Source organism: Microbacterium aquilitoris (assembly GCF_031932285.1).
In the GTDB taxonomy this organism is placed as follows: Bacteria; Actinomycetota; Actinomycetes; order Actinomycetales; family Microbacteriaceae; genus Microbacterium; species Microbacterium aquilitoris.
Map to the genome: position 1 here is coordinate 1 of NZ_JAUZVT010000003.1, position 20,234 is coordinate 20,234.

Sequence of the window (20,234 nt, forward strand, 5' to 3'; positions counted from 1 at the left end):
GCCCGCCGCCCCGGCGCCCGCCGCCCCGGCCGCCGCCGCGCCGGCCACGCCGCGCGCACCGCTCGCCGAGCGGCCGCTCGCGCACGCCGGCGTCGCCCGGCGGCCGTCCGCGAAGCCGGACTCCGCGCGCATCGGCCCGTTCACGAAGGTGCAATGGGCCGGCGTGGTCGTCCTCGGCGGCGCGGCCGTCCTCTACGTCGCGGCGATGGCGGTCCTCGCCGTCCGCTGGATCCTCAGTCTCGAGCCCCTCCAGGACTTCCTCGCCACCTACCCGGGCGAGTACCACCTGCCCGAAGGAGCGCCGGTCGGGTTCCCCGCATGGCTGAACTGGTCGCACTTCCTCAACGCGTTCTTCATCGTGCTCATCATCCGCACCGGGCTGCAGGTCAGGTCCGAGAAGCGCCCCGCGGCCTTCTGGATCTCGAAGAAGGACCGCAAGCGTCGCATGAGCCTGACGCTCTGGCTGCACCAGGCCCTCGACGTCCTGTGGCTAGCCAACGGTGTGATCTTCGTCGTGCTGCTGTTCGTGACCGGCCAATGGATGCGGGTGATCCCGACCTCGTGGGAGGTGTTCCCCAACGCGGTGTCGGCGGCTCTTCAGTACGTCTCACTGGACTGGCCGACCGAGAACGGCTGGGTGAACTACAACGCGCTCCAGCAGCTCGCCTACTTCGCCACCATCTTCATCGCCGCCCCCCTCGCCGCGATCACGGGTTACCGCATGAGTGCGGTGTGGCCGAAGCAGGCGACGACTCTGAACCGGATCTACCCCGTCGAATGGGCGCGCAAGATCCACTTCCCGACGATGCTCTACTTCGTCCTGTTCATCGTCGTCCACGTCGCTCTCGTGCTGTCGACCGGGGCCCTCCGGAACCTCGGCCACATGTACGCGGCGACCGGTTCGACCGACCCCGAGGCGTACGCCGACAATTGGACCGGCTTCTGGCTCTTCGCGCTCTCGATCGCCGTCACCGTCGCGGCCTACGTCGCGATGCGCCCGCTCGTCGTCGCCCCGATCGCGCGCCTCTTCGGTGAGGTCAAGAGCCGCTGACGCAGCGGGGGACCGGCCCCGGCGCACCGATTGCCTGACTGATGCACGATCGGTGGGGCAGATGTCACCGCCGTGCGCCGCCCGGGCGGCATCCGCCCCACCGGTCGTGCATCCGTCGCCTCACCGGCGCATCGGCAGAAAGTCCGACGGCGCGGCATCCGAAACGGGATGCCGCGCCGTCGAGTCTCGCGCTCGTGCGTCAGCGCACGAAGCGGACTTCCGTCAGCGTCTCGCCGAGGAAGGGTTCGGTGTGGTTCGCCCCGTCGAGCGTGAACCCGTTGCGCGTGTAGAACCGGTGCGCGCGGGGGTTGTCCTCGGCGACCCAGAGGTACAGGTCGGTGTCGTCCTCGGGCACGACGGCGTCGAACAGGCGCTGGCCGATGCCGGTGCCGTGCCACGCGTCGAGGAGGTAGATGAAGTACAGCTCGCGGTTGCGCGGTGCGTCGCGGTCGCGGGCGGGGCCGGACCCAGCGAAGCCCACGATCTCGCCGTTCACGAGGGCGGCGACCATGCGGAAATCGGGGCCCTGCTGAGCCCAGTGGGTCCACAGCTCGGCGAGTCGGCGGGCCGACACGTTCTCGAGGGCGGCCTTGCTGATGAGGTGGTCGTAGGTCTCGTGCCAGCACGTCGCGTGCACACGGCCGAGGGCTTCCGCATCCACGTCGCGAACGGGACGGACGACGGTGTCGGTCTGCAGTTCGGGCTCCATGGCCAGACTCTACGCACGGCTCGTCGGATCGTGAAATCGACAGTGGCGGGCCTGCGCGGGCCGCGCCGGCACTGTCGACAAGCGACAACGGATGCCGCACTGTGCGCGTGTACATGGCTAGGCTCACCGCTCGTGAACGTATGGTGGCGGACCCTGTTGACCCTGATGCGCGCGCGGGTGATGTATCGTCGCCGCGGACCGATCCCGCCCGATGCCGTCGGTCGCATCCGGCTCCGGACCCTGCCGACCGACATCGACCTGCTCGGCCACATGAACAACGGCCGGTACGCGTCGCTGTTCGATCTCGGCCGGTTCGACCTGCTGACCCGCACCGGCATCTGGCAGACGATGAACGAGCGCGGCTGGTACGGCGTGGTCGCGAGCGAGACCGTCACCTTCCGGAAGTCCCTCCAGCTGTGGCAGCGGTTCACCGTCGAGAGCCGCATCATCGGCCACGACGACAAGGCCGTCTTCCAGATGCACCGTGCCGTGGTGAAGGGAGAGGTCTACGCCGAGATGATCCTGCGGGTCCGGTTTCTCCGCCGCACGGGCGGGATCGTGCCCCTCGAGGAGCTCTTCGACGCCCTGCACCGCCCCGACACCCTGGCTCCGATCCCGCAGTGGATCCAGGACTGGGCCGCGGCATCCGCTCTGCCCTCGACCCGTGCGGAAGCGCCCAGCATCTGGCCCTAGCGCCCGGCCCTCGCGTGTCCCGCCGCGCGCGCCCGAGGCGCCCTTAGGCTGAGCCTCATGTCGGACACGTCTGTCGCGCCACAAGCGCCCACCGCCGACCTCGCCGAGCGGGCCATCGCCCTCGCAGAGCGCTGGGTCGCCGAATCCGCCGAGGTCGCTGTCGACCCCGCCGCCGAGCGTCTCGCGGGGGTGCTGAAGGACCCCAACGGCCTGCCGTTCACGCTCGGTTTCGTCGACGGTGTCATGCGGCCGGAGTCGTTGACGGCCGCGGCGACGAACCTGCAGCGGGTCGCCCCGCTCGCGCCGGCCTTCCTGCCCTGGTACCTGCGGGCCGCTGTCCGTGCGGGGGGTGTCGTCGCGCCCCTGCTTCCGACCCCGGTCGTCCCGATCGCCCGACGCGTGCTGCGCGAGATGGTCGGCCACCTCATCGTCGACGCCCGCCCCGACAAGCTCGGCCCGGCGCTCCAGACGCTGCGCGAGTCCGGCGCGCGCCTGAACCTCAACCTGCTCGGCGAAGCCGTCCTGGGCGAGTCGGAGGCGCTCCGTCGCCTCGAAGGCATCCACGAGCTCGTCCGCCGAGACGACGTCGACTACGTCTCGGTCAAGGTGTCGGCCATCGCCAGTCACCTCTCGATGTGGGCCTTCGACGAGATCGTCGAGCGCGTCGTCGAGCGGCTGCGTCCCCTCTACCTGTCGGCGGCGGAGGACGGCACGTTCCTCAACCTCGACATGGAGGAGTACCGCGACCTCGACCTGACGATGGCCGTGTTCATGCGCGTCCTCGACGATCCGCGCCTGCGCGACCTCGAGGCCGGCATCGTGCTGCAGGCCTATCTCCCCGACGCCCTCCCCGCCCTCCGCACGCTGACCGCGTGGGCGCGCGAGCGCGTCGCCGCGGGTGGTGCGCGCATCAAGATCCGTCTCGTCAAGGGCGCGAACCTCGCGATGGAGCACGTCGACGCCGTCATGCACGACTGGCCGGCCGCTCCGTACGACACCAAGCTCGACACGGACGCGAACTACGTCCGCTGCCTCGACGAAGCGCTCCGCCTCGAGAACACCGAGGCCGTGCGCATCGGCGTCGCCGGCCACAACCTCTTCCACATCGCGTACGCCTGGCTGCTCGCCGGTCAGCGCGGCGTGCAGCGCGATCTCGAGGTCGAGATGCTCCTCGGCATGGCGCAGGGCCAGGTGCAGGCCGTCGCGCGCGAGATCGGGCACGTCCTGCTGTACGTCCCGGTGGTGCGCCCCGACGAGTTCGACGTCGCCATCAGCTACCTCGTCCGCCGTCTCGAGGAGAACGCGTCGAGCGAGAACTTCCTCTCCGCCGCGTTCGACCTCGCCTTCGACCGCGCCATGTTCGTTCGCGAGCGCGACCGCTTCACGGCGTCGCTCGAGCGCGCCGCCGACCGCGCGCTGACCACGGGCCCGCGGCGCCGCCAGGATCGCACCGCGAACCCCGACGCCGGTGAGAACACGGTGACGACGGATGCCGCCCCCGCGACCCACGCCGACGACGCCGCTCTCACGCAGGTCGTCCTCGGGATCGCGGCCAGGGACTCCCGACCGACCGACCTCGGCGAGACTCAGCCCGCCGATGCCCCCGGACGTCCCGCCCTCTTCGGCGGCGACGCGTTCGTCGAGACCGCCGTGTTCTCCTCGCGCGAGACCGCGGTCTCCGCGGGTGCCCCCGGCTTCCGCAATACGGCCGACACCGATCCGGCGCTCCCCGCGAACCGTGAGTGGGCGCGATCGATCCTCGGCCGGGTCGCGACGTCGACGGCGGGGGATGCCGCGATCACCGCCGCCCGCATCGGCACCGAGTCGGAGCTCGGGGCGACCCTCGCCCGGGTGACGGCGGCGTCCGACGCGTGGGGTTCGCTGCCGGCTGCGGATCGAGCCGAGGTGCTGCTGCGTGCGGCGCGTGCGCTCGAAGGCCGCCGGGGCGAGCTCATCGAGGTCGCGGCATCCGAGACGGGGAAGACCCTCGCCGAAGCGGACGTCGAGGTCAGCGAGGCGGTCGACTTCGCCCGCTACTACGCCGCGACCGCGAGAGAGCTCGACAGCGTCAGCGGCGCGGTCTTCGTGCCGGCCCGTGTGACCGTGGTCACCCCGCCCTGGAACTTCCCCGTCGCGATCCCGGCGGGGGGAGCGCTCGCCGCGCTCGCGGCCGGATCGGGTGTGGTCTTCAAGCCCGCGCCCCAGGCGCGACGCTGCGCCGCCGTCGTCGCCGAGGCGATCTGGGAGGCGCTCGACGAGGCCGGTGTCGGTCGCGACGTCCTCGCCCTGGTCGACCTCGACGAGGGTGGGCTCGGAAAGCAGCTGATCACGCATCCGGTGGTCGACCGGGTGATCCTCACCGGGTCGTTCGAGACGGCGTCGCTGTTCCGCTCGTGGCGGCCCGACCTTCCGCTGCAGGCCGAGACGAGCGGCAAGAACGCCATGATCGTGATGCCGTCGGCCGACCTCGACATCGCGGCATCCGATCTCGTCCGTTCGGCGTTCGGTCACGCGGGTCAGAAGTGCTCGGCTGCGTCGATCGCGATCCTCGTCGGCCCGGTCGCCCGGTCGCAGCGTTTCTCTCGTCAGCTGGTGGATGCCGCGACCTCTCTCCGCGTCGGTTCGCCCGAGGACCCGCTGACCGAGGTCGGACCTCTCGTCGAGAAGCCCTCCGGCAAGCTCGCGTGGGCGCTCACGACGCTCGACGAGGACGAGCAGTGGCTCGTCGAGCCGCGCGAACTGCCGAGCGAGCGGTACGACGGTCGGCTGTGGAGCCCCGGCATCCGCACCGGGGTGAAGCCGGGGTCGCGCGTGCATCTCGAGGAGTTCTTCGGTCCGGTCCTCGGTGTCATGCACGCGCGTTCGCTCGAGCACGCGATCGAGCTGCAGAACGCGGTCGACTACGGGCTGACCGCGGGGCTCTACACGCAGAACCCCGACGACCTCGCGCTCTGGCTCGACCGCGTCGAAGCCGGCAACCTCTACGTCAACCGCGGCACGACGGGCGCGGTCGTCCAGCGTCAGCCGTTCGGCGGCTGGAAGCGCTCATCGGTCGGCGGGGGGGCGAAGGCAGGCGGCCCGAACCACCTCATCGGGCTCGGATCGTGGCGGCCGACGTCGGGCGCCGGAACGTCGTCGACGCTGCACCTGAAGGGTCTCGACTCGTCGATCACCGACGTCATCGAGGCCGCGCAGCCTGCCCTCGGCTACGAAGCGTTCGAGTGGCTCCGCCGGGCCGCGCTCTCGGATGCCATCGCGTGGAACCGCACCTTCGGCAAGGTCGTCGACGTGTCGCACCTGGTTGTCGAGCGCAACCTGTTCCGGTACCGGCCCGCGAGCGTCGAGATCCGTTCGACGACGGATGCCGCGCCTCAGGCGCTCGTGCGGGCGATCATCGCGGCGGTGCGCGCCGGCTCGGCGTTCACCGTCAGCACGCCGACGGGTCTTCCCGCCACGGTCCGCTCGGCGCTCACGGCGCTGGAGGTTCCGGTGTTCGTCGAATCGAACGAGCAGTGGATCGCGCGGATGGCCGGGCCTGCCGCGGAGGACGGCCCGTCGCGGGCCGATCGCGTGCGGCTGGTCGGGTCCCGCGCCGAGATGGACGAGGTCGCGGGAGCGCTCGCCGTGGCGATCGCCGGGGACCCCGACCTCGCCGTCTACGCCGACGAGATGACGCAGGCGGGGCGCATCGAGCTGCTCCCGTTCCTCCGGGAGCAGGCCATCTCCATCACCGCTCACCGGTTCGGGAACCCCGATCACTGGAGCGAATCGGTCATCTGACGGATGCCGGCGGTCTGATGTGCCTGGATTTATCGATCCGCAGAAGAAAACAACTTATCTTTCTGGATTCGACGGCGCTCGTGTTGTTTGAATAGTCGAGCGCTTCTGGGGAGCGCGCTTGGAACACTTCGGGGGGAGTGTGGCCCCGGGTCCGAGATCCTCTGGTCTCGGGCTCGGGGCATCCGTTCGTTCAGGCGTAACGCGGCAGGCGGACGGAGGCCTCGGGGTCCGCGTCGTCGCGTGGCGTCATGAACGAATCGACGAGCGCCCTCACCGTGAGGCCGAGCAGCGTCCACTCGCCCGCCGGGGTGCCGTCGGCTCCCGAGAGCTGATACGTCGGGTGGCCGAGTCGCTCGAGTGACCGGATCGCGAATCCCTCCGCCAGAGCGGCCATCGCCTCGGCGAAGTCCTCGATCGTCAGGCCCTCCCGGAGGCGCATGCCGTAGGCGTCGATGACGTACTGGTACACCTCGATGAAGGCTTCGATCGACTCCCGGTGCCGCTCGTAGCTGGCCTCGGTCAGCTCGGGCCACGTGTCCGCGGTCGTCCGCAGGGCGAGGGCGACACGGAACGACTGCGCGTCCAGGAGGTCGGTGGGATCCTCGGTCGTGAGCTCCGAGGCCTGCACGTGCGCGAGCGCTGCCCCGCGGATGATCTCCTCGCCCGAGGCGCCCGCGGCGATCAGCTCATCGACGCGGGCGCGGATCGCATCGGCCGGGCCGGCCACCCGCATCCGCACCATCGCCACAGCGAGGTCGCGGTGGTAGTCGGCCTGGTCGTCCCACAGGCGGTACGCCGCTCCGGTCGTCAGGCCTGCGCGGCGGAGGACGTCCTGCAGCCGGATGTGCTGCACTCCCGCGCTGACCCCGCGTTCGAGGAGCATCTGCATCCCGGCGCGCAGCAGGAGGGCTCTGGTCTGTTCACCCGTGCGTCTGGCCATGGTCTGCATCCTGTCAGTTACCGGCCACCCCGCGCGGCATGCATCCACCGGCTACGGCGTCGGTGCGACCTGCCATGATGGAATCCGGCGTGCCCGATCCGTCGGCTTCTGCAAGCTCCGTCGGGCCTCTGGACAGCGTCCGCCGCCCCGGAGACGAGGAGCGAGAATGACGACGCAGTCCGACACGGTCACCCGCATCGCCCAGCACCGTCGATACCTGATGTGCCGGCCCGAGCACTTCACGGTGTCGTACAGCATCAATCCGTGGATGGAGCCCTCGCGGCCCACCGACACCGCGAAAGCCGTACGCCAGTGGCAGGCGCTCCACGACGCGTACGTCGCGCTGGGCCACGAGGTCGAGCTCATCGACCCGGTGCCGGGTCTGCCCGACATGGTCTACACCGCAAACGGTGGTTTCATCGTGGGCGGTCGGGCGTTGGGCGTCCGCTTCCGCGTCGACGAAAGGCGCGGCGAGGAGCGTCCGTTCATGGACTGGTTCGCCGCGCACGGCTTCGAGGTCGTCGAACCCGTCGAGGTCCAGGAGGGCGAGGGCGATTTCCTGCTCGTCGGCGACACGATCCTCGCCGGGACCGGGTTCCGCTCCGTCGGCGACAGCCACCGCGAGCTGGGGCGGGTCTTCGAGCGCGAGGTCGTCTCGCTGCGCCTCGTCGACCCGCGGTTCTACCACCTCGACACCGCGATCACCGTGCTCGATCCCGTCGAGGGACCGGGCGGCGTCGAGCGGGCCAACATCGCCTACCTCCCCTCCGCCTTCGACGACGAGTCGCGTCGGATCCTCGCCGAGCGCTATCCCGACGCGATCCAGGTGTCGGATGCCGACGGTGCCGTCTTCGGGCTGAACGCGGCCAGCGACGGACTCCACGTCTTCGTCTCGCCCCGCGCGACCGCCTTCGCCGCGCAGCTCGAGGAGCGCGGCTACATCCCCGTCCCCATCGACCTGTCCGAGCTGCTGCTCGGCGGCGGCGGCATCAAGTGCTGCACGCTCGAACTGCGCGGAGGTGCGCGATGACCGATCTCGATCTGCCCACGTCGGACGCCGTGATCTCGGCCGAAGAGGCCCACGTCGCCCACAACTACCACCCGCTCCCCGTCGTCGTCGCCGAGGGCGAGGGTTCCTGGGTGACCGACGTCGAGGGCAAGCGGTACCTCGACCTGCTGTCGGCCTACTCGGCGCTCAACTTCGGGCACCGGCATCCGGCCCTCGTCGCCGCGGCGACCGCGCAGCTCGGCCGGCTCACGCTCACGAGCCGCGCGTTCCACAACGACCGGCTCGGCGCCTTCGCCGCGGCGCTCGCCGAGCTGTCGGGCAAGGACATGGTCCTGCCGATGAACACCGGCGCCGAAGCGGTCGAGACCGGCATCAAGGTCGCCCGTGCGTGGGCGTACCGGGTGAAGGGCGTCCCCGAGGGGCGTGCCAAGATCCTCGTCGCGTCGGGCAACTTCCACGGTCGGACGACCACGATCGTCGGCTTCAGCGACGACCCGCAGGCGCGGGACGGCTTCGGCCCGTTCGCGCCCGGATTCGAGATCGTGCCCTACGGGGATGCCGCGGCGCTCACCGCGGCGATCGACGACGACACCGCCGCGGTGCTGATCGAGCCCATCCAGGGCGAGGCCGGCGTCGTCATCCCGCCGGACGGGTACCTGCGCGCCGTCCGCGAGGCGTGCACGGCGGCGAATGTCCTCTTCATCGCCGATGAGATCCAGTCGGGGCTCGGCCGGGTCGGCACGACGTTCGCGTGCGAGCGCGAGGGTGTGGTGCCCGACCTGTACCTGCTCGGCAAGGCGCTGGGCGGCGGCATCCTGCCGGTGTCGGCCGTCGTCGGCGACCGCGACGTCCTCGGGGTGATCCACCCCGGCGAGCACGGGTCGACCTTCGGTGGCAATCCGCTCGCCGCAGCGGTCGGGCTCGCCGTCGTCGAGATGCTCGCGACCGGAGACCTGCAGCGTCGCGCGCTCGCGCTGGGCGACCACCTGCGCGCGCGCCTCGAGCCGCTCATCGGCGCGGGTGTCACGGGGATCCGCGTCGCGGGCCTCTGGGCGGGCGTCGACATCGACCCGGCGAAGGGGGCCGGGCGCGAGGTCGCGGAGCGGCTCCTCGCACGCGGCGTGCTGGTCAAAGACACGCACGGTCAGACGATCCGCATGGCGCCGCCGCTGGTCATCCGGGCCACCGAGATCGACTGGGCCGTCGAGCAGCTGCGCCTCGCGCTCGCGGACTGACCGCACGGCGAAACACTCCGGCAACACCGCCCGGATTAGGCTCGTCGCATGGGTGACCTCTTCGACGGATACGGCTCCACGCTGGCGCCTCGCAAGACCCCGTCCGGTATTCCGGCGTTCGACGAGATGTTCGCCGAGATCGCGCACCCGGGCGAGGCGGCCCGGTCCCGATCGTCGTATCGCGAGCTCTATCAGGCGCTCGCGCAGATGACCCAGGAGGAGCTGCGCGGGCGCACCGAATCGCTCGCCAGTTCCTACCTCGCGCAGGGCGTCACGTTCGACTTCGCGGGCGAGGAGCGACCCTTCCCGTTGGATGCCGTGCCCCGCGTCATCGCCTACGACGAGTGGTCGCGCATCGAGAAGGGCGTGCAGCAGCGCGTCCGCGCGCTCGAGGCCTTCCTCGACGACGCCTACGGGCACCAGCACGTCGTCCGCGACGGCGTGCTGCCGGCGAAGCTGATCGCGTCGTCGCAGTACTTCTACCGTCAGGCCGCCGGCATCCGTCCCGCCAACGGCGTCCGCATCCAGGTCTCCGGCATCGACCTCATCCGCGACGAGCACGGCGAGATGCGCGTTCTCGAGGACAACGTCCGCGTGCCGTCGGGGGTGAGCTACGTCATCTCGAACCGCCGGGTCATGGCGCAGACGTTGCCCGAGCTCTTCGTCTCGATGCGCGTGCGGCCGGTCGGCGACTACCCGAACAAGCTGCTGCAGGCGCTCCGCAACTCCGCCCCTCCCGGGGTCGACGACCCGAACGTCGTCGTCCTCACGCCGGGCGTCTACAACTCCGCGTACTTCGAGCACACGCTCCTCGCGCGTCTCATGGGCGTCGAACTCGTCGAGGGGCGCGACCTGGTCTGCCAGGGCGGCCGGGTGTTCATGCGCACGACGCGGGGACCGCGCCGCGTCGACGTCATCTACCGCCGTGTCGACGACGACTTCCTCGACCCGCTGCAGTTCCGGGCCGACTCGATGCTCGGCGCCCCCGGGCTCATGCTCGCCGCACGGCTCGGGAACGTCACGATCGCGAACGCGGTGGGCAACGGCGTCGCCGACGACAAGCTGCTCTACACGTACGTTCCCGACCTCATCCGGTACTACCTCGCCGAGGAACCGATCCTCAAGAACGTCGACACCTGGCGCCTCGAGGATCCGGGCGCCCTCGAAGAGGTGCTCGACCGGCTCGACGAGCTCGTCGTGAAGCCCGTGGACGGCTCCGGCGGCAAGGGGCTCGTCGTGGGCCCCGACGCGAGTCCCGCCGAACTCGACGCGCTCCGCACGAAGCTCCGCGCCGATCCGCGCGGCTGGATCGCACAGCCCGTCGTGATGCTCTCCACGATCCCGACCCTGGTCGACGACGGGATGCGTCCGCGCCACGCCGATCTGCGCCCCTTCGCCGTCAACACCGGCGACGAGGTGTGGGTGCTCCCCGGCGGGCTGACGCGCGTCGCCCTCCCCGAGGGGCAGCTCGTGGTCAACTCGAGCCAGGGCGGCGGCTCGAAGGACACCTGGATCGTCGGCGGCGACGCGCCGAATCGCGGCGAGTACGGGCAGTCGCAGTCCCTCGCCGGTCTCGTCGCCGAGCAGGCCACCGCGACCTCGGCCATCCCGATCATCTACGACGCACAGGACGAGCCGGATCACTCCCCGCAGGATCGGCCGCGCACCCTGTCCGAACAGCAGGAACAGCAGCAGCAGGGCAGTGACGCCGAGGGAGGGGATGAGGGATGCTGAGCCGCATCGCCGAGAGCCTGTTCTGGATCGGCCGCTACATCGAACGCTCCGACGGCACCGCCCGCATCCTCGACGTGCACCTGCAGCTCCTCCTCGAGGACCCGTGGATCGACGAGGACACCGCGTGCCGGTCGCTCATGGGCGTCATGGGTGCGACGCCCCCGAAGGGAGGCGGGGAAGTCACCCGCACCCACGTGCTCACGCTCCTGGCCGTCGACCGGGTCAACCCGTCGTCGATCGCATACTGCCTGCAGGCGGCCCGCGAGAACGCCCGTCGGGCGCGGGAGATCGTGTCGACCGAGCTCTGGGAGACGCTCAACACGACGTACTCCCGGATGCCACGCCGCCTCAATGACGAGAAGACCCACGAGTTCTTCCAGTGGGTCCGCGAACGGGCCGCGCTCGCCGTCGGCGTCACCGACAACTCGTCGAGCCACGACGAAGCGTGGCAGTTCTTCACGCTCGGTCGGGCCATCGAGCGCACCGACATGACCGCGCGGATGCTGGCGACGCGGTCGCTGACCGAGGCATCCGGTCCGTCCTGGACGACCATCCTGCGCTCGTGCGGCGCGTACGAGGCGTACCTCCGGACCTACCGCGGGATGCCGAGCTCGCAGAACGCGGCGGAGTTCCTGCTGCTCGACCGGCTCTTCCCGCGGTCGATCATCCACTCGATCCGCACGGCCGAGCAGTGCATGAGCGCGATCGACCCCGTAGCCGATCGCGTCGGGCACTCCAACTCGGTGCTGCGGGCTCTCGGACGTATGCGGAACGAACTCGAGTACCGCCCGATCGACGAGGTGCTCGCCGAGCTCCCCGCCCACATGCAGAGCGTGCAGTCGGTGACGCGCGAGGCGTCCGAGGCTATCCGGGCGCGGTTCTTCCCGACCCAGGCCGAACCCAGCTGGATCGGAGAGACCTCATGAAGCGCCTGCGCATCGAGCACACGACCGGTTTCGACTACCCGGGCGAGGTGGGGGCGTCGTACAACGAGGCGCGGATGCTGCCGACGACGAGCGACAGTCAGTTCGTCCTGAGCTCCCAGCTCGACATCGACCCGTCGACGAACGTGAACTACTTCGTCGACTACTTCGGCACGCGGGTGGCGGCCTTCGACGTGCTCGCCAAGCATTCGGCGCTGCAGATCACGGCGCGCTCGCTCGTCGAGGTGCGCGCACGGCCGCTGACCCACCCCGACATGTCGTGGGACGCCCTGGCGCGCGACGCGCAGCGGTCGATCGGCACGGTCGAGATGCTGTCGCAGACGCGGCGCACCGAGCCGCATCCCGAGGTCGCCGACCTCGCCGCGGGCATCGCCGCCCAGCACGAGAACCCCTCGCACGCGGCCCTGGCGATCGCGACGGCGATCGGTCAGGCCGTCGAGTACGTGCCGGGTGCGACCGAGGTGCAGTCGACCGGCGCCGAGGCATGGGCCGAGCGGAAGGGCGTGTGCCAGGACATGGCGCACATCGCCCTCGGCGCGCTGCGCTCGGTCGGCATCCCGGCGCGCTACGTGTCGGGATACCTGCACCCGAACCCCACCGCCGAGGTCGGCGTCCCCGTCATCGGGGAGTCGCACGCATGGATCGAGTGGTACGCGGGGTCCTGGCACGGCTTCGACCCGACGAACGACGCCGAGATCGGCGATCGTCACGTGACGGTCGGTCGCGGGCGCGACTACAACGACGTGCCGCCGCTGCGCGGCGTCTACGCGGGCCCGTTCAAGAGCCGTCTCGAGGTGAAGGTCCTCATCACCCGCGAGGCCTGATCGCGCGGACGAGGCTCCCCGTCAAGCGGGGGAGTCGTTCGGGTCGAGGGCTTTGAGGGTGTCCTCCTCGACGGCGTTGTCGGCATCGAGCTGATTCTCGGTGCCCTCGTCGCCGCCGGTCGGGTCGTCCTGTTCGGGGGTCGTGGATGCGTCGCTCATGGCGGTGACGCTACGCACCGCGGGCCGCGGCATCCGCCCCCTTGACAGTCGGCCGCCGACGGGAGGGGCTCGGGGCCGGGACTTCCCCCGAAGTCGACCGGTCCCCGATCCGCCGAATCGAAGCCTGATCCGACGGTTCCCCCGTGGCATACGATACGGGCGCGGCGGCGGGCGGGAAGGCGCTCGAGCGCCGCGATCCGGCGCGGATACGGTCGTCGCCCCGGTCGGGCCTTCCGATCGGCCGCCGAGTTTCATCCGATTGAGTGAACCATTCCTCCACCGGCTCGACGTAACCGCTGAGAGGCGTCAGTCGTGGCATGCTCCTAGGCGACCCGCACCGAACCGGACCTCGCCGCATCACGGAAACACGCCCCGATGACTTCACCCCCGCTCGTCACGACCGACACCGCGAACTCGCACATCGCCCTGCAGGGATCCGCCCGCGCCTCGTGGTTCTTCGTCGTCGCGGTCTTCCTCACGACGGTCGTCCAGGCCCTCGTCTCACCGACCGTCGCGTTGCTCGAGGGAGGCCAGCCGTGGCCGCTCCCCGTGCCGGTCGGGGCCGTGTACGTCCTCCTGACCCTCGGCTGCGCCGTGCAGGCCGGCGTCCTCTTCCTGTCCCAGCGGCTGCCGCGCTCCACGATCGTCGTCGTCGTCGGCATCCACCTCGCCCTGGCGACGGGACTCTCGGTGCCGACGTGGCTCATGGGGATGTCCCTGCCGATCTCGGTGGCGATCTTCCTCGCGGCAACGCGGTTGGCCGCCGCCCGGGCCATCGCCTGGTGCGTCGTGGTGATCCTGGCCGAGTCCGTCGTCCTGCTCTGGTGGGTCATGACGACGGGTGCGAGCCTCACCGCAGCGGTCGGGTGGATGGCGGCCCAGGTCGTGTCGATGGCGGCCCCGGCGGTCGGCGGGACGGCGCTCGGCCTCTGGTGGTCGGTGAAGGCGAGACGGATGCGGGTGGCCCGGCAGCAGGCTGAACTCGCCGCGCGTGAGCACGATGACCGCGTCGCCGATGCGCAGCGCCGCGAGCGGGCCCGGATCGCGCAGGAGCTCCACGACATCGCCGGGCAGCACCTCGCAGGACTCATCACGCTCGCCGACGCCGCCCTGAAGGTCGCGCCGACGCACGCCGGCCAGGCGTTGGCGTTGATGCAGGACGTCCGCGACGAGGGTCGGTTCGCGGCGGCGGGACTCGCCGGAGCCCTCGCGGATCTGCGCGCAGGCGACGTCGGCCCGTCCGACGCCACGCAGGACCTGCGGCATCTCGAGGAGCTGGTCGGCTTCTGGCGTGCGCGTGGTGTCGCCGTCGCGCTCACGGCGACCGGCGATCTCGACTCCCTTCCCGCCGTGGTCTCGGCGACGGCGTTCCGCTGCACGCAGGAGGCGCTGACGAACGCCGCGAAGCATGCGCCCGGGGCGCCGGTCGACGTCCGGATCTCGCGGAACGCCGACAGCATCGCCGTCACGGTCTCGAACGGACCCGCCGTCCCGGTCGGCGACCTGTCCGGCATCGGGCTCGGGTGGGGCCTCGGCGGCATCCGTGAGCGGGTCGAGATCCTGGGCGGCTCGTTCTCGGCAGGAGCGGATGCCGGTGGCGGCTGGACCCTGGCCGTCGGCATCCCGGTCGCCTCGGACGAGGGGACGGCGCCGTGACCGCCCCGCGTGCGCCGATCCGGGTCCTCATCGCGGACGACAACAGGTCGGTCCGGAAGGGCCTCCGCCTCCAGCTCGAAGCCGCCGGCGGCATCTGCATCGTCGGCGAGGTCGGCAACGGTCTCGATGCGGTGCGCGTCGCGCAGGCCGAGACGGTGGACGTCGTGCTCATGGACATGCAGATGCCGGGCATGAACGGCGCGGATGCCACGCGGCGGCTGCTCGCTGCCGAAGGCGACGTGCCCGCGGTCATCGTGATGACGAGCTTCGCGGTCGACGGCTACATCACCGACGCGATCGACGCGGGCGCGGTCGGATACCTCCTGAAGAGCTACGACTCCGACCAGGTGGTCGCCGCCGTCGAGGCCGCGGCACGCGGTGAGTCGATCGTGTCGCCGCGTGCCATCGCACCGGTTCTCCGGGAGTTCGTCCGACGGCGCGGCCCCGATCCGGACGTCGAGCGGCTCGCCTCGCTGAGCCCCGCGGAGCGGCGCGTGGTCGCCCTGCTCGCCTCGGGGATCACCGCGAACGAGGCGATCGCGGCATCGCTGCACGTCTCCGTCCACACGGTGCGGACGCAGTTGCAGTCGGCGCTGCGCAAGGTCGGCGTCGCGGACCGGACGCAGCTCGCGCTGTGGGGTGTCCGCAACCGGCTCGACTGACCTCGGGCTGCGCGGGAGTCGATTCAGGGACGCGGGCGGGCCGCGGCATCCTTCCGCGTCGCGATGTCCGCATCGGGGAGCCGGATCGGGGTGGTCCCGGCGACCTCGTCGCTGAACTCCTCGGGAGCGACGACGCTGATGGGCCGGGTCTCGTCGATCGTCACCGCGAACCGGCGCGACTCGTGGCGGTGCAGGCGGCCCGAGAAGAGCAGCCAGCCGCCGCCGACGGCGAAAGCGATGAGGGCCGCGGCCGCGCCGAGCAGGATGGCGGCGCGGGGGCCGAAGGCATCCGCCACCCAGCCCACGATGGGTGCGCCGAACGGCGTGCCGCCCATGAGGATCGCCATGTAGAGCGCGAGCACGCGTCCGCGGAGCGCCGGCTCGGTCGTCGTCTGCACGTACCCGTTCGCGGTCGTCAACGTCGTGACGGTCGAGAAGCCGATGAGCATGAGCGTCGCGGCGTAGGCGATGTAGACCGGCATGGCCGCCGACAGCGCCGATGCGACCGCGAAGAGTCCGAGCCCGCCGATCACCAGGCGCAGTCGCGCCCGGTCGCGGCGGGCCGCCAGGAGGGCGCCGGCGAGCGATCCGATCGCGAGGATCGAGCTCAGCACGCCGTAGCCGTCGGCGTTCTGCCCGAACTCGAGGGCCATCGTGGATGCCAGGATCGGGAAGTTCATGCCGAATGCGCCCAGGAGGAACACCATGATGAACGTCACGACGAGGTCGGGCCTGCCGCCCACGTAGCGCAGGCCGTCAGCCATCCGTGACGCGGTCCGGAGCTTCGGGCGCGGTACGAGTTCGGCGGGACGGATGAGGATCAGCGCCACGAGCATCGCGAGGAATGTGAGGGCGTTCACCATGAACACCCATCCGGTGCCGACCGCGACGATCACGATGCCGGCGACGGCGGGCCCGATCATGCGGGCCGTGTTGAAGGATGCCGCATTCAGTGCGACGGCGTTCGATGCGTTCTCACGTGCGACGAGGTCGGAGACGAAGGCCTGTCGGGTCGGGTTGTCGAAGGCGGCCACGATCCCGAGGGCGAAAGCGAAGGCGTACATCGTCCACAGGTTCATGCTGCCCGTGAGCAAGAGGACGCCGATGATGAGGCCGAGCAGCATGAGCGAGCCCTGCGTGAAGAACAGGAGCTTGCGGCGGTCGAACCGGTCGGCGACGAGACCGGTGACGCTGACGAGCAGCAGTGGGGGAGCGAACTGCAACGCCATCGTGACGCCCATGGCCGTCGCGTCGTTGTCGGTCAGCTGCGTCAGCACCACCCAGCTGAGGGCGGTCGACTGCATCCACGCGCCCACGTTCGAGACGAGGGCGCCGATGAACCAGACGCGGTAGTTGAACACCGAGAACGAGCGGAACATGGCGGAGCTCATCGGCCGGCCACCTCCTGCATGATCGCAGCGGCCTTCGCGAGCGTCGCGCGCTGCGCGGCGCTCAGTTCCTCGAACGCGTGCTCGAGCCACGAATCGCGCCGGCGGACGGTCTCGACGACCACCTCACGACCCGGCTCGGTGAGGTCGATGACGACCTTCCGGCGGTCGCTCTCGTCGGGGGTGCGGGTGAGGTAGCCGAGTTCCTCGAGGCAGTTCACGGTGCGGTTTATGGACGGCGCCGAGACGCGCTCACGCTCGGCGAGCTCGCCGAGCGTGTGGGGCCCGTGCACCTTGAGGCCGGCGAGGACGGCGAACTGCCCGTCGCTCATCGTGTCGACGGCGCGTTGCGAGCGGAGGCGCCGCGCGAGACGGAAGGTCGCCATGCGGAAGTCGGATGCCGCGAGCGCGAGCTCCGTCGTCGAATCGTCCGTCGTCGAGGTCTCGGGTGCGCTGCTCATTTTCGTTAGCATAACTCATTAGTCTGGCTAAGAGCTTTGAGTCCGGCATCCGTCGACCGCGTCAGCGCCCTAGGATTCGAGCCATGCCCGAGTTCATCGATGCACACGGCATCGCGATCGTCTACGACGTCCACCCGGCGCAGGGCAACCCGCGCGGCGTCGTCCAGCTCCTCCACGGCGTCGGCGAGCACGCCGGCCGCTACGGCAGCACCATCGCCGCCCTCACCGCCGCCGGCTTCACCGTCTACGCCGACGACCACCGCGGCCACGGCCGCACGGGACTGCGCCAGCACGGCGGCGATCACTCCCGCCTCGGGCGGCTCGGCCCCGGCGGCCTCCGCGCCACCGTGACGGGACTGCAGCTGTTCACCCGTGTCATCCGCGACGAGAACCCCGGGCTACCACTCGTCCTCCTGGGGCACTCGTGGGGGTCCTTCCTCGCGCAGAAGCTCGTGAACGCGGACCCCCGCGCGTACGACGCCGTCATCCTCTCGGGCTCGTCCCTCCTGTGGCCGGGGGACTTGAACGCCGCGCCCCTCAACAAGCGCTGGGCAGGATCGGACGCCACCGGCGTCGAATGGCTGTCGACGGATGCCACGGTCGGCCGTGCGTTCCTCGACGACCCGCTCACGACCACGGTGCCGTTGCCGAAGCTCTTCGGTCCGGTCGACACCCTGCGCCTGATCGGCAAGCCGAAGCGCGACCTCGGCGTCGACGTCCCCGTGCTCCTCCTGGTCGGCCGGGACGACCCGGTGGGCGGCCCGCGGAGCGTCCACCGCCTGGCCGACGCGTACCGCACGCGCTCCGGCCTCACCGACGTGACGACCCTCGTGTACCCCGAGGCGCGCCACGAGATCTTCAACGAGCGCTGCGCGCCGGAGGTGCGCGCCGACCTCGTCGCATGGCTCGACGCGCGCATCGCGCGGCGGGACGCGGCATCCGTCCCCGAGAGTGGATCCGCACCCGTTGCGGGCACGGGAGAATAGGACCATGCACGGCGAGTACAAGGTCCCTGGCGGCAAGCTGGTCGTCGTCGACCTCGAGGTGGAGGACGGCCGCATCGCGGACTTCCACCTCGCGGGCGACTTCTTCCTCGAACCCGACGACGCGCTGGCCGACATCGATGCGGCGGTGACGGGTCTGCCCGTCGAAGCCGACGTCGCGACGATCGCCGCCGCCGTCCGCGGCGCGCTCCCCGAGGGGGCGCAGCTGCTCGGCTTCACGCCCGAGGCCGTCGCCACCGCCGTCCGCCGCGCGCTCATCGTCGCGCCGGGCTGGGCCGAGTTCGAGTGGGAGGTCGTCCACGAGAAGGCCGTCTCGCCCGCGATGAACCTCGCGCTCGACGAGGTGCTCACCGCTCGCGTGGGCGACGGTCGACGCACCCCCACGCTCCGCATCTGGGAGTGGAACGAGTCCGCCGTCGTCATCGGATCGTTCCAGTCGTACCGTAACGAGGTCGACCCCGAGGGTGCCGCGAAGCACGGCTTCCAGGTCGTCCGACGCATCTCCGGCGGCGGCGCGATGCTGATGGCCGCGAACTCGATCGTCACCTACTCGCTGTACGTGCCGGCATCCCTCGTCTCGGGCATGACCTTCGCAGACTCCTACGCGTTCCTCGACGACTGGGTGCTGCACGCGCTGCGCTCGCTCGGGATCGACGCGACGTACCAGCCGCTCAACGACATCGCATCGTCGAAGGGCAAGATCGGCGGCGCCGCGCAGAAGCGCCTCGCCAACGGGGGAGTGCTGCACCACGCGACCCTGAGCTACGACATGGACGGCCAGGTGCTGACCGAGGTCCTGCGCATCGGACGCGAGAAGCTTTCCGACAAGGGCACGGCATCGGCGGCCAAGCGCGTCGACCCGCTCCGCAGCCAGACCGGCATGGCGCGCGCCGACATCATCGAACGCTTCAAGGAGACGTTCACCTCGCTCTACGGCGCGAAGGCGGGCTCGATCTCCGAGGAGGAGTACGCCGAGGCCGAGGCGCTCGTCGAGTCGAAGTTCTCGACGGACGCCTGGCTGCGCCGCGTTCCGTGACCGTCGAGATCCATCTCGGCGACAACCTGGAGGTCGCCCGGCGCCTGCCGGACTCCTCGTTCGCGCTCATCTACCTCGACCCGCCCTTCAACACCGGGCGTACCCAGGAGCGGGCGATCGAGTCCGCGGTCCGCACGGCGGGGTTGCAGCCCGATCCCGACGCGCCCGCGCCGGCCGTCGGTCCGGTCAAGGGCGGCTTCCGCGGCGCTTCCTACGCCCGCACGCGTGGCGCGTTGAAGCTGTACGACGACCGGTTCGACGACTACTGGGGGTTCCTCGAGCCGCGGCTGCGCGAGGCGTGGCGGCTCCTGGCCGACGACGGCACCCTCTACGTGCACCTCGACTACCGCGAGGCGCACTACGCGAAGGTCATGCTCGACGCCGTCTTCGGTCGGGAGTGCTTCCTCAACGAGCTCATCTGGGCGTACGACTACGGCGCGAAGTCGCGCAAGCGCTGGCCGAGCAAGCACGACACGATCCTCGTCTACGTCAAGGATCCGTCGGCGTACTTCTTCGACTCGGATGCCGTCGACCGAGAGCCCTACATGGCTCCGGGGCTCGTCACCCCCGAGAAGGCTGCTCGCGGCAAGCTGCCGACCGACGTCTGGTGGCACACGATCGTCCCGACCTCGGGGCGGGAGAAGACCGGCTACCCGACCCAGAAGCCCGAGGGCATCCTGCGGCGGATCGTGCAGGCGTCGAGCCGGCCGGGCGATCGGGTGCTAGACCTCTTCGCCGGCTCGGGGACGACCGGCGCGGTCGCCCACGCGCTCGGCCGCGACGCCGTGCTCGTCGACCACAGCCCCGAGGCGCTCGCCGTCATGCGAGCCCGGATCCCCGAGGCGACCGTCGTCGGCTGAGCCGCGGATCCGAGCAGCGAGGACTGACAGCGGATGCCGGGGCGCTGCGCCCCGGCATCCGTCTGCGGTCGTGGTGGACCGGTGTCCCG

18 protein-coding genes are annotated in these 20,234 nt (G+C 70.7%); 13 read left to right on the top strand and 5 right to left on the bottom strand.

The window, feature by feature from the left end:
* Positions 1-1,051: cytochrome b/b6 domain-containing protein (locus tag Q9S78_RS13535; RefSeq protein WP_311870735.1), on the top strand; the 1,051-nt coding region annotated here is incomplete at its 5' end.
* A 199-nt stretch (positions 1,052-1,250) separates the two neighbouring features.
* Here the strand turns inward: Q9S78_RS13535 and Q9S78_RS13540 are convergent.
* Complete coding sequence (locus Q9S78_RS13540; protein ID WP_018187424.1) at positions 1,251-1,760, bottom strand: GNAT family N-acetyltransferase; 510 nt, start codon at positions 1,758-1,760, stop codon at positions 1,251-1,253.
* A 132-nt stretch (positions 1,761-1,892) separates the two neighbouring features.
* Here Q9S78_RS13540 and Q9S78_RS13545 point away from each other — a divergent pair, with 132 nt between their 5' ends.
* Positions 1,893-2,453, top strand: a complete 561-nt coding sequence (locus tag Q9S78_RS13545; RefSeq protein ID WP_028497530.1) for an acyl-CoA thioesterase — start codon at positions 1,893-1,895, stop codon at positions 2,451-2,453.
* A gap of 57 nt (positions 2,454-2,510) precedes the next feature.
* Positions 2,511-6,233, top strand: a complete 3,723-nt coding sequence (locus tag Q9S78_RS13550; RefSeq protein ID WP_311870737.1) for a proline dehydrogenase family protein — start codon at positions 2,511-2,513, stop codon at positions 6,231-6,233.
* Positions 6,234-6,423: 190 nt separating this feature from the next.
* Here the strand turns inward: Q9S78_RS13550 and Q9S78_RS13555 are convergent, their stop codons facing one another.
* Complete coding sequence (locus Q9S78_RS13555) at positions 6,424-7,173, bottom strand: hypothetical protein (protein ID WP_018187421.1); 750 nt, start codon at positions 7,171-7,173, stop codon at positions 6,424-6,426.
* 166 nt (positions 7,174-7,339) lie between these two features.
* Between Q9S78_RS13555 and ddaH the strand changes: the two genes are divergently transcribed.
* The 5 genes from ddaH to Q9S78_RS13580 are packed head-to-tail and all read left to right on the top strand — an operon-like array spanning position 7,340 to position 12,919.
* On the top strand, positions 7,340-8,203 hold the full coding sequence (gene ddaH, locus Q9S78_RS13560; RefSeq protein ID WP_311870739.1) for a dimethylargininase: 864 nt from the start codon (positions 7,340-7,342) through the stop codon (positions 8,201-8,203).
* Positions 8,200-9,417, top strand: coding sequence for an ornithine--oxo-acid transaminase (rocD, locus tag Q9S78_RS13565; RefSeq protein WP_311870741.1), 1,218 nt, complete (start codon positions 8,200-8,202; stop codon positions 9,415-9,417). Before ddaH ends, rocD begins: the two co-directional genes overlap by 4 nt.
* A 48-nt stretch (positions 9,418-9,465) precedes the next feature.
* Positions 9,466-11,151 (top strand): circularly permuted type 2 ATP-grasp protein, encoded by a 1,686-nt coding sequence (locus Q9S78_RS13570; RefSeq protein ID WP_018187418.1) that lies wholly within the window; start codon positions 9,466-9,468, stop codon positions 11,149-11,151.
* On the top strand, positions 11,145-12,077 hold the full coding sequence (locus Q9S78_RS13575; protein WP_116227505.1) for an alpha-E domain-containing protein: 933 nt from the start codon (positions 11,145-11,147) through the stop codon (positions 12,075-12,077). The genes Q9S78_RS13570 and Q9S78_RS13575 overlap by 7 nt, the downstream gene beginning before the upstream one ends.
* Positions 12,074-12,919: a transglutaminase family protein gene (locus Q9S78_RS13580; RefSeq protein ID WP_018187416.1), complete on the top strand. Its 846-nt coding sequence runs from the start codon at positions 12,074-12,076 to the stop codon at positions 12,917-12,919. The genes Q9S78_RS13575 and Q9S78_RS13580 overlap by 4 nt, the downstream gene beginning before the upstream one ends.
* 21 nt (positions 12,920-12,940) lie before the next feature.
* Here Q9S78_RS13580 and Q9S78_RS13585 read toward each other — a convergent pair whose 3' ends face one another.
* Positions 12,941-13,078 (bottom strand): hypothetical protein, encoded by a 138-nt coding sequence (locus Q9S78_RS13585; protein WP_018187415.1) that lies wholly within the window; start codon positions 13,076-13,078, stop codon positions 12,941-12,943.
* 375 nt (positions 13,079-13,453) lie between these two features.
* Here Q9S78_RS13585 and Q9S78_RS13590 point away from each other — a divergent pair, with 375 nt between their 5' ends.
* Complete coding sequence (locus Q9S78_RS13590) at positions 13,454-14,734, top strand: sensor histidine kinase (protein WP_020098620.1); 1,281 nt, start codon at positions 13,454-13,456, stop codon at positions 14,732-14,734.
* Positions 14,731-15,396 carry a response regulator transcription factor gene (locus Q9S78_RS13595; protein WP_020098621.1) on the top strand — a complete coding sequence of 222 codons (666 nt, stop codon included), beginning with the start codon at positions 14,731-14,733 and terminating at the stop codon, positions 15,394-15,396. Before Q9S78_RS13590 ends, Q9S78_RS13595 begins: the two co-directional genes overlap by 4 nt.
* 23 nt (positions 15,397-15,419) lie before the next feature.
* On the opposite strand, the gene Q9S78_RS13600 is transcribed toward Q9S78_RS13595, so the two are convergent.
* Both Q9S78_RS13600 and Q9S78_RS13605 read right to left on the bottom strand, forming a co-directional pair.
* The gene (locus Q9S78_RS13600) at positions 15,420-16,787 is read right to left on the bottom strand and encodes an MFS transporter (RefSeq protein WP_311870743.1); all 1,368 of its coding nucleotides are present in this window, start codon (positions 16,785-16,787) and stop codon (positions 15,420-15,422) included.
* Entirely contained in the window at positions 16,784-17,245 is a 462-nt protein-coding gene (locus Q9S78_RS13605) for a MarR family winged helix-turn-helix transcriptional regulator (protein ID WP_311870745.1), read from the bottom strand. Before Q9S78_RS13605 ends, Q9S78_RS13600 begins: the two co-directional genes overlap by 4 nt.
* An 83-nt stretch (positions 17,246-17,328) precedes the next feature.
* Here Q9S78_RS13605 and Q9S78_RS13610 point away from each other — a divergent pair, with 83 nt between their 5' ends.
* From Q9S78_RS13610 to Q9S78_RS13620, 3 genes are read left to right on the top strand one after another with little or no spacing between them, the layout of a single operon-like run.
* Entirely contained in the window at positions 17,329-18,231 is a 903-nt protein-coding gene (locus Q9S78_RS13610) for an alpha/beta fold hydrolase (RefSeq protein ID WP_116227502.1), read from the top strand.
* Between the two features lie 4 nt (positions 18,232-18,235).
* Positions 18,236-19,285 carry a lipoate-protein ligase LplAB gene (lplAB, locus tag Q9S78_RS13615; RefSeq protein WP_018187382.1) on the top strand — a complete coding sequence of 350 codons (1,050 nt, stop codon included), beginning with the start codon at positions 18,236-18,238 and terminating at the stop codon, positions 19,283-19,285.
* Entirely contained in the window at positions 19,282-20,145 is an 864-nt protein-coding gene (locus tag Q9S78_RS13620) for a DNA-methyltransferase (RefSeq protein ID WP_116227501.1), read from the top strand. The genes lplAB and Q9S78_RS13620 overlap by 4 nt, the downstream gene beginning before the upstream one ends.
* Positions 20,146-20,234 lie beyond the last annotated feature (89 nt).

Coding starts and splice junctions, on each gene's coding strand:
- Q9S78_RS13540 (WP_018187424.1), bottom strand. CDS start 1,760: ATGGAGCCCGAACTGCAGACCGACACCGTCGTCCGTCCCGTTCGCGAC.
- Q9S78_RS13550 (WP_311870737.1), top strand. CDS start 2,511: ATGTCGGACACGTCTGTCGCGCCACAAGCGCCCACCGCCGACCTCGCC.
- Q9S78_RS13555 (WP_018187421.1), bottom strand. CDS start 7,173: ATGGCCAGACGCACGGGTGAACAGACCAGAGCCCTCCTGCTGCGCGCC.
- ddaH (WP_311870739.1), top strand. CDS start 7,340: ATGACGACGCAGTCCGACACGGTCACCCGCATCGCCCAGCACCGTCGA.
- rocD (WP_311870741.1), top strand. CDS start 8,200: ATGACCGATCTCGATCTGCCCACGTCGGACGCCGTGATCTCGGCCGAA.
- Q9S78_RS13570 (WP_018187418.1), top strand. CDS start 9,466: ATGGGTGACCTCTTCGACGGATACGGCTCCACGCTGGCGCCTCGCAAG.
- Q9S78_RS13575 (WP_116227505.1), top strand. CDS start 11,145: ATGCTGAGCCGCATCGCCGAGAGCCTGTTCTGGATCGGCCGCTACATC.
- Q9S78_RS13580 (WP_018187416.1), top strand. CDS start 12,074: ATGAAGCGCCTGCGCATCGAGCACACGACCGGTTTCGACTACCCGGGC.
- Q9S78_RS13585 (WP_018187415.1), bottom strand. CDS start 13,078: ATGAGCGACGCATCCACGACCCCCGAACAGGACGACCCGACCGGCGGC.
- Q9S78_RS13590 (WP_020098620.1), top strand. CDS start 13,454: ATGACTTCACCCCCGCTCGTCACGACCGACACCGCGAACTCGCACATC.
- Q9S78_RS13600 (WP_311870743.1), bottom strand. CDS start 16,787: ATGAGCTCCGCCATGTTCCGCTCGTTCTCGGTGTTCAACTACCGCGTC.
- Q9S78_RS13605 (WP_311870745.1), bottom strand. CDS start 17,245: ATGAGCAGCGCACCCGAGACCTCGACGACGGACGATTCGACGACGGAG.
- Q9S78_RS13610 (WP_116227502.1), top strand. CDS start 17,329: ATGCCCGAGTTCATCGATGCACACGGCATCGCGATCGTCTACGACGTC.
- lplAB (WP_018187382.1), top strand. CDS start 18,236: ATGCACGGCGAGTACAAGGTCCCTGGCGGCAAGCTGGTCGTCGTCGAC.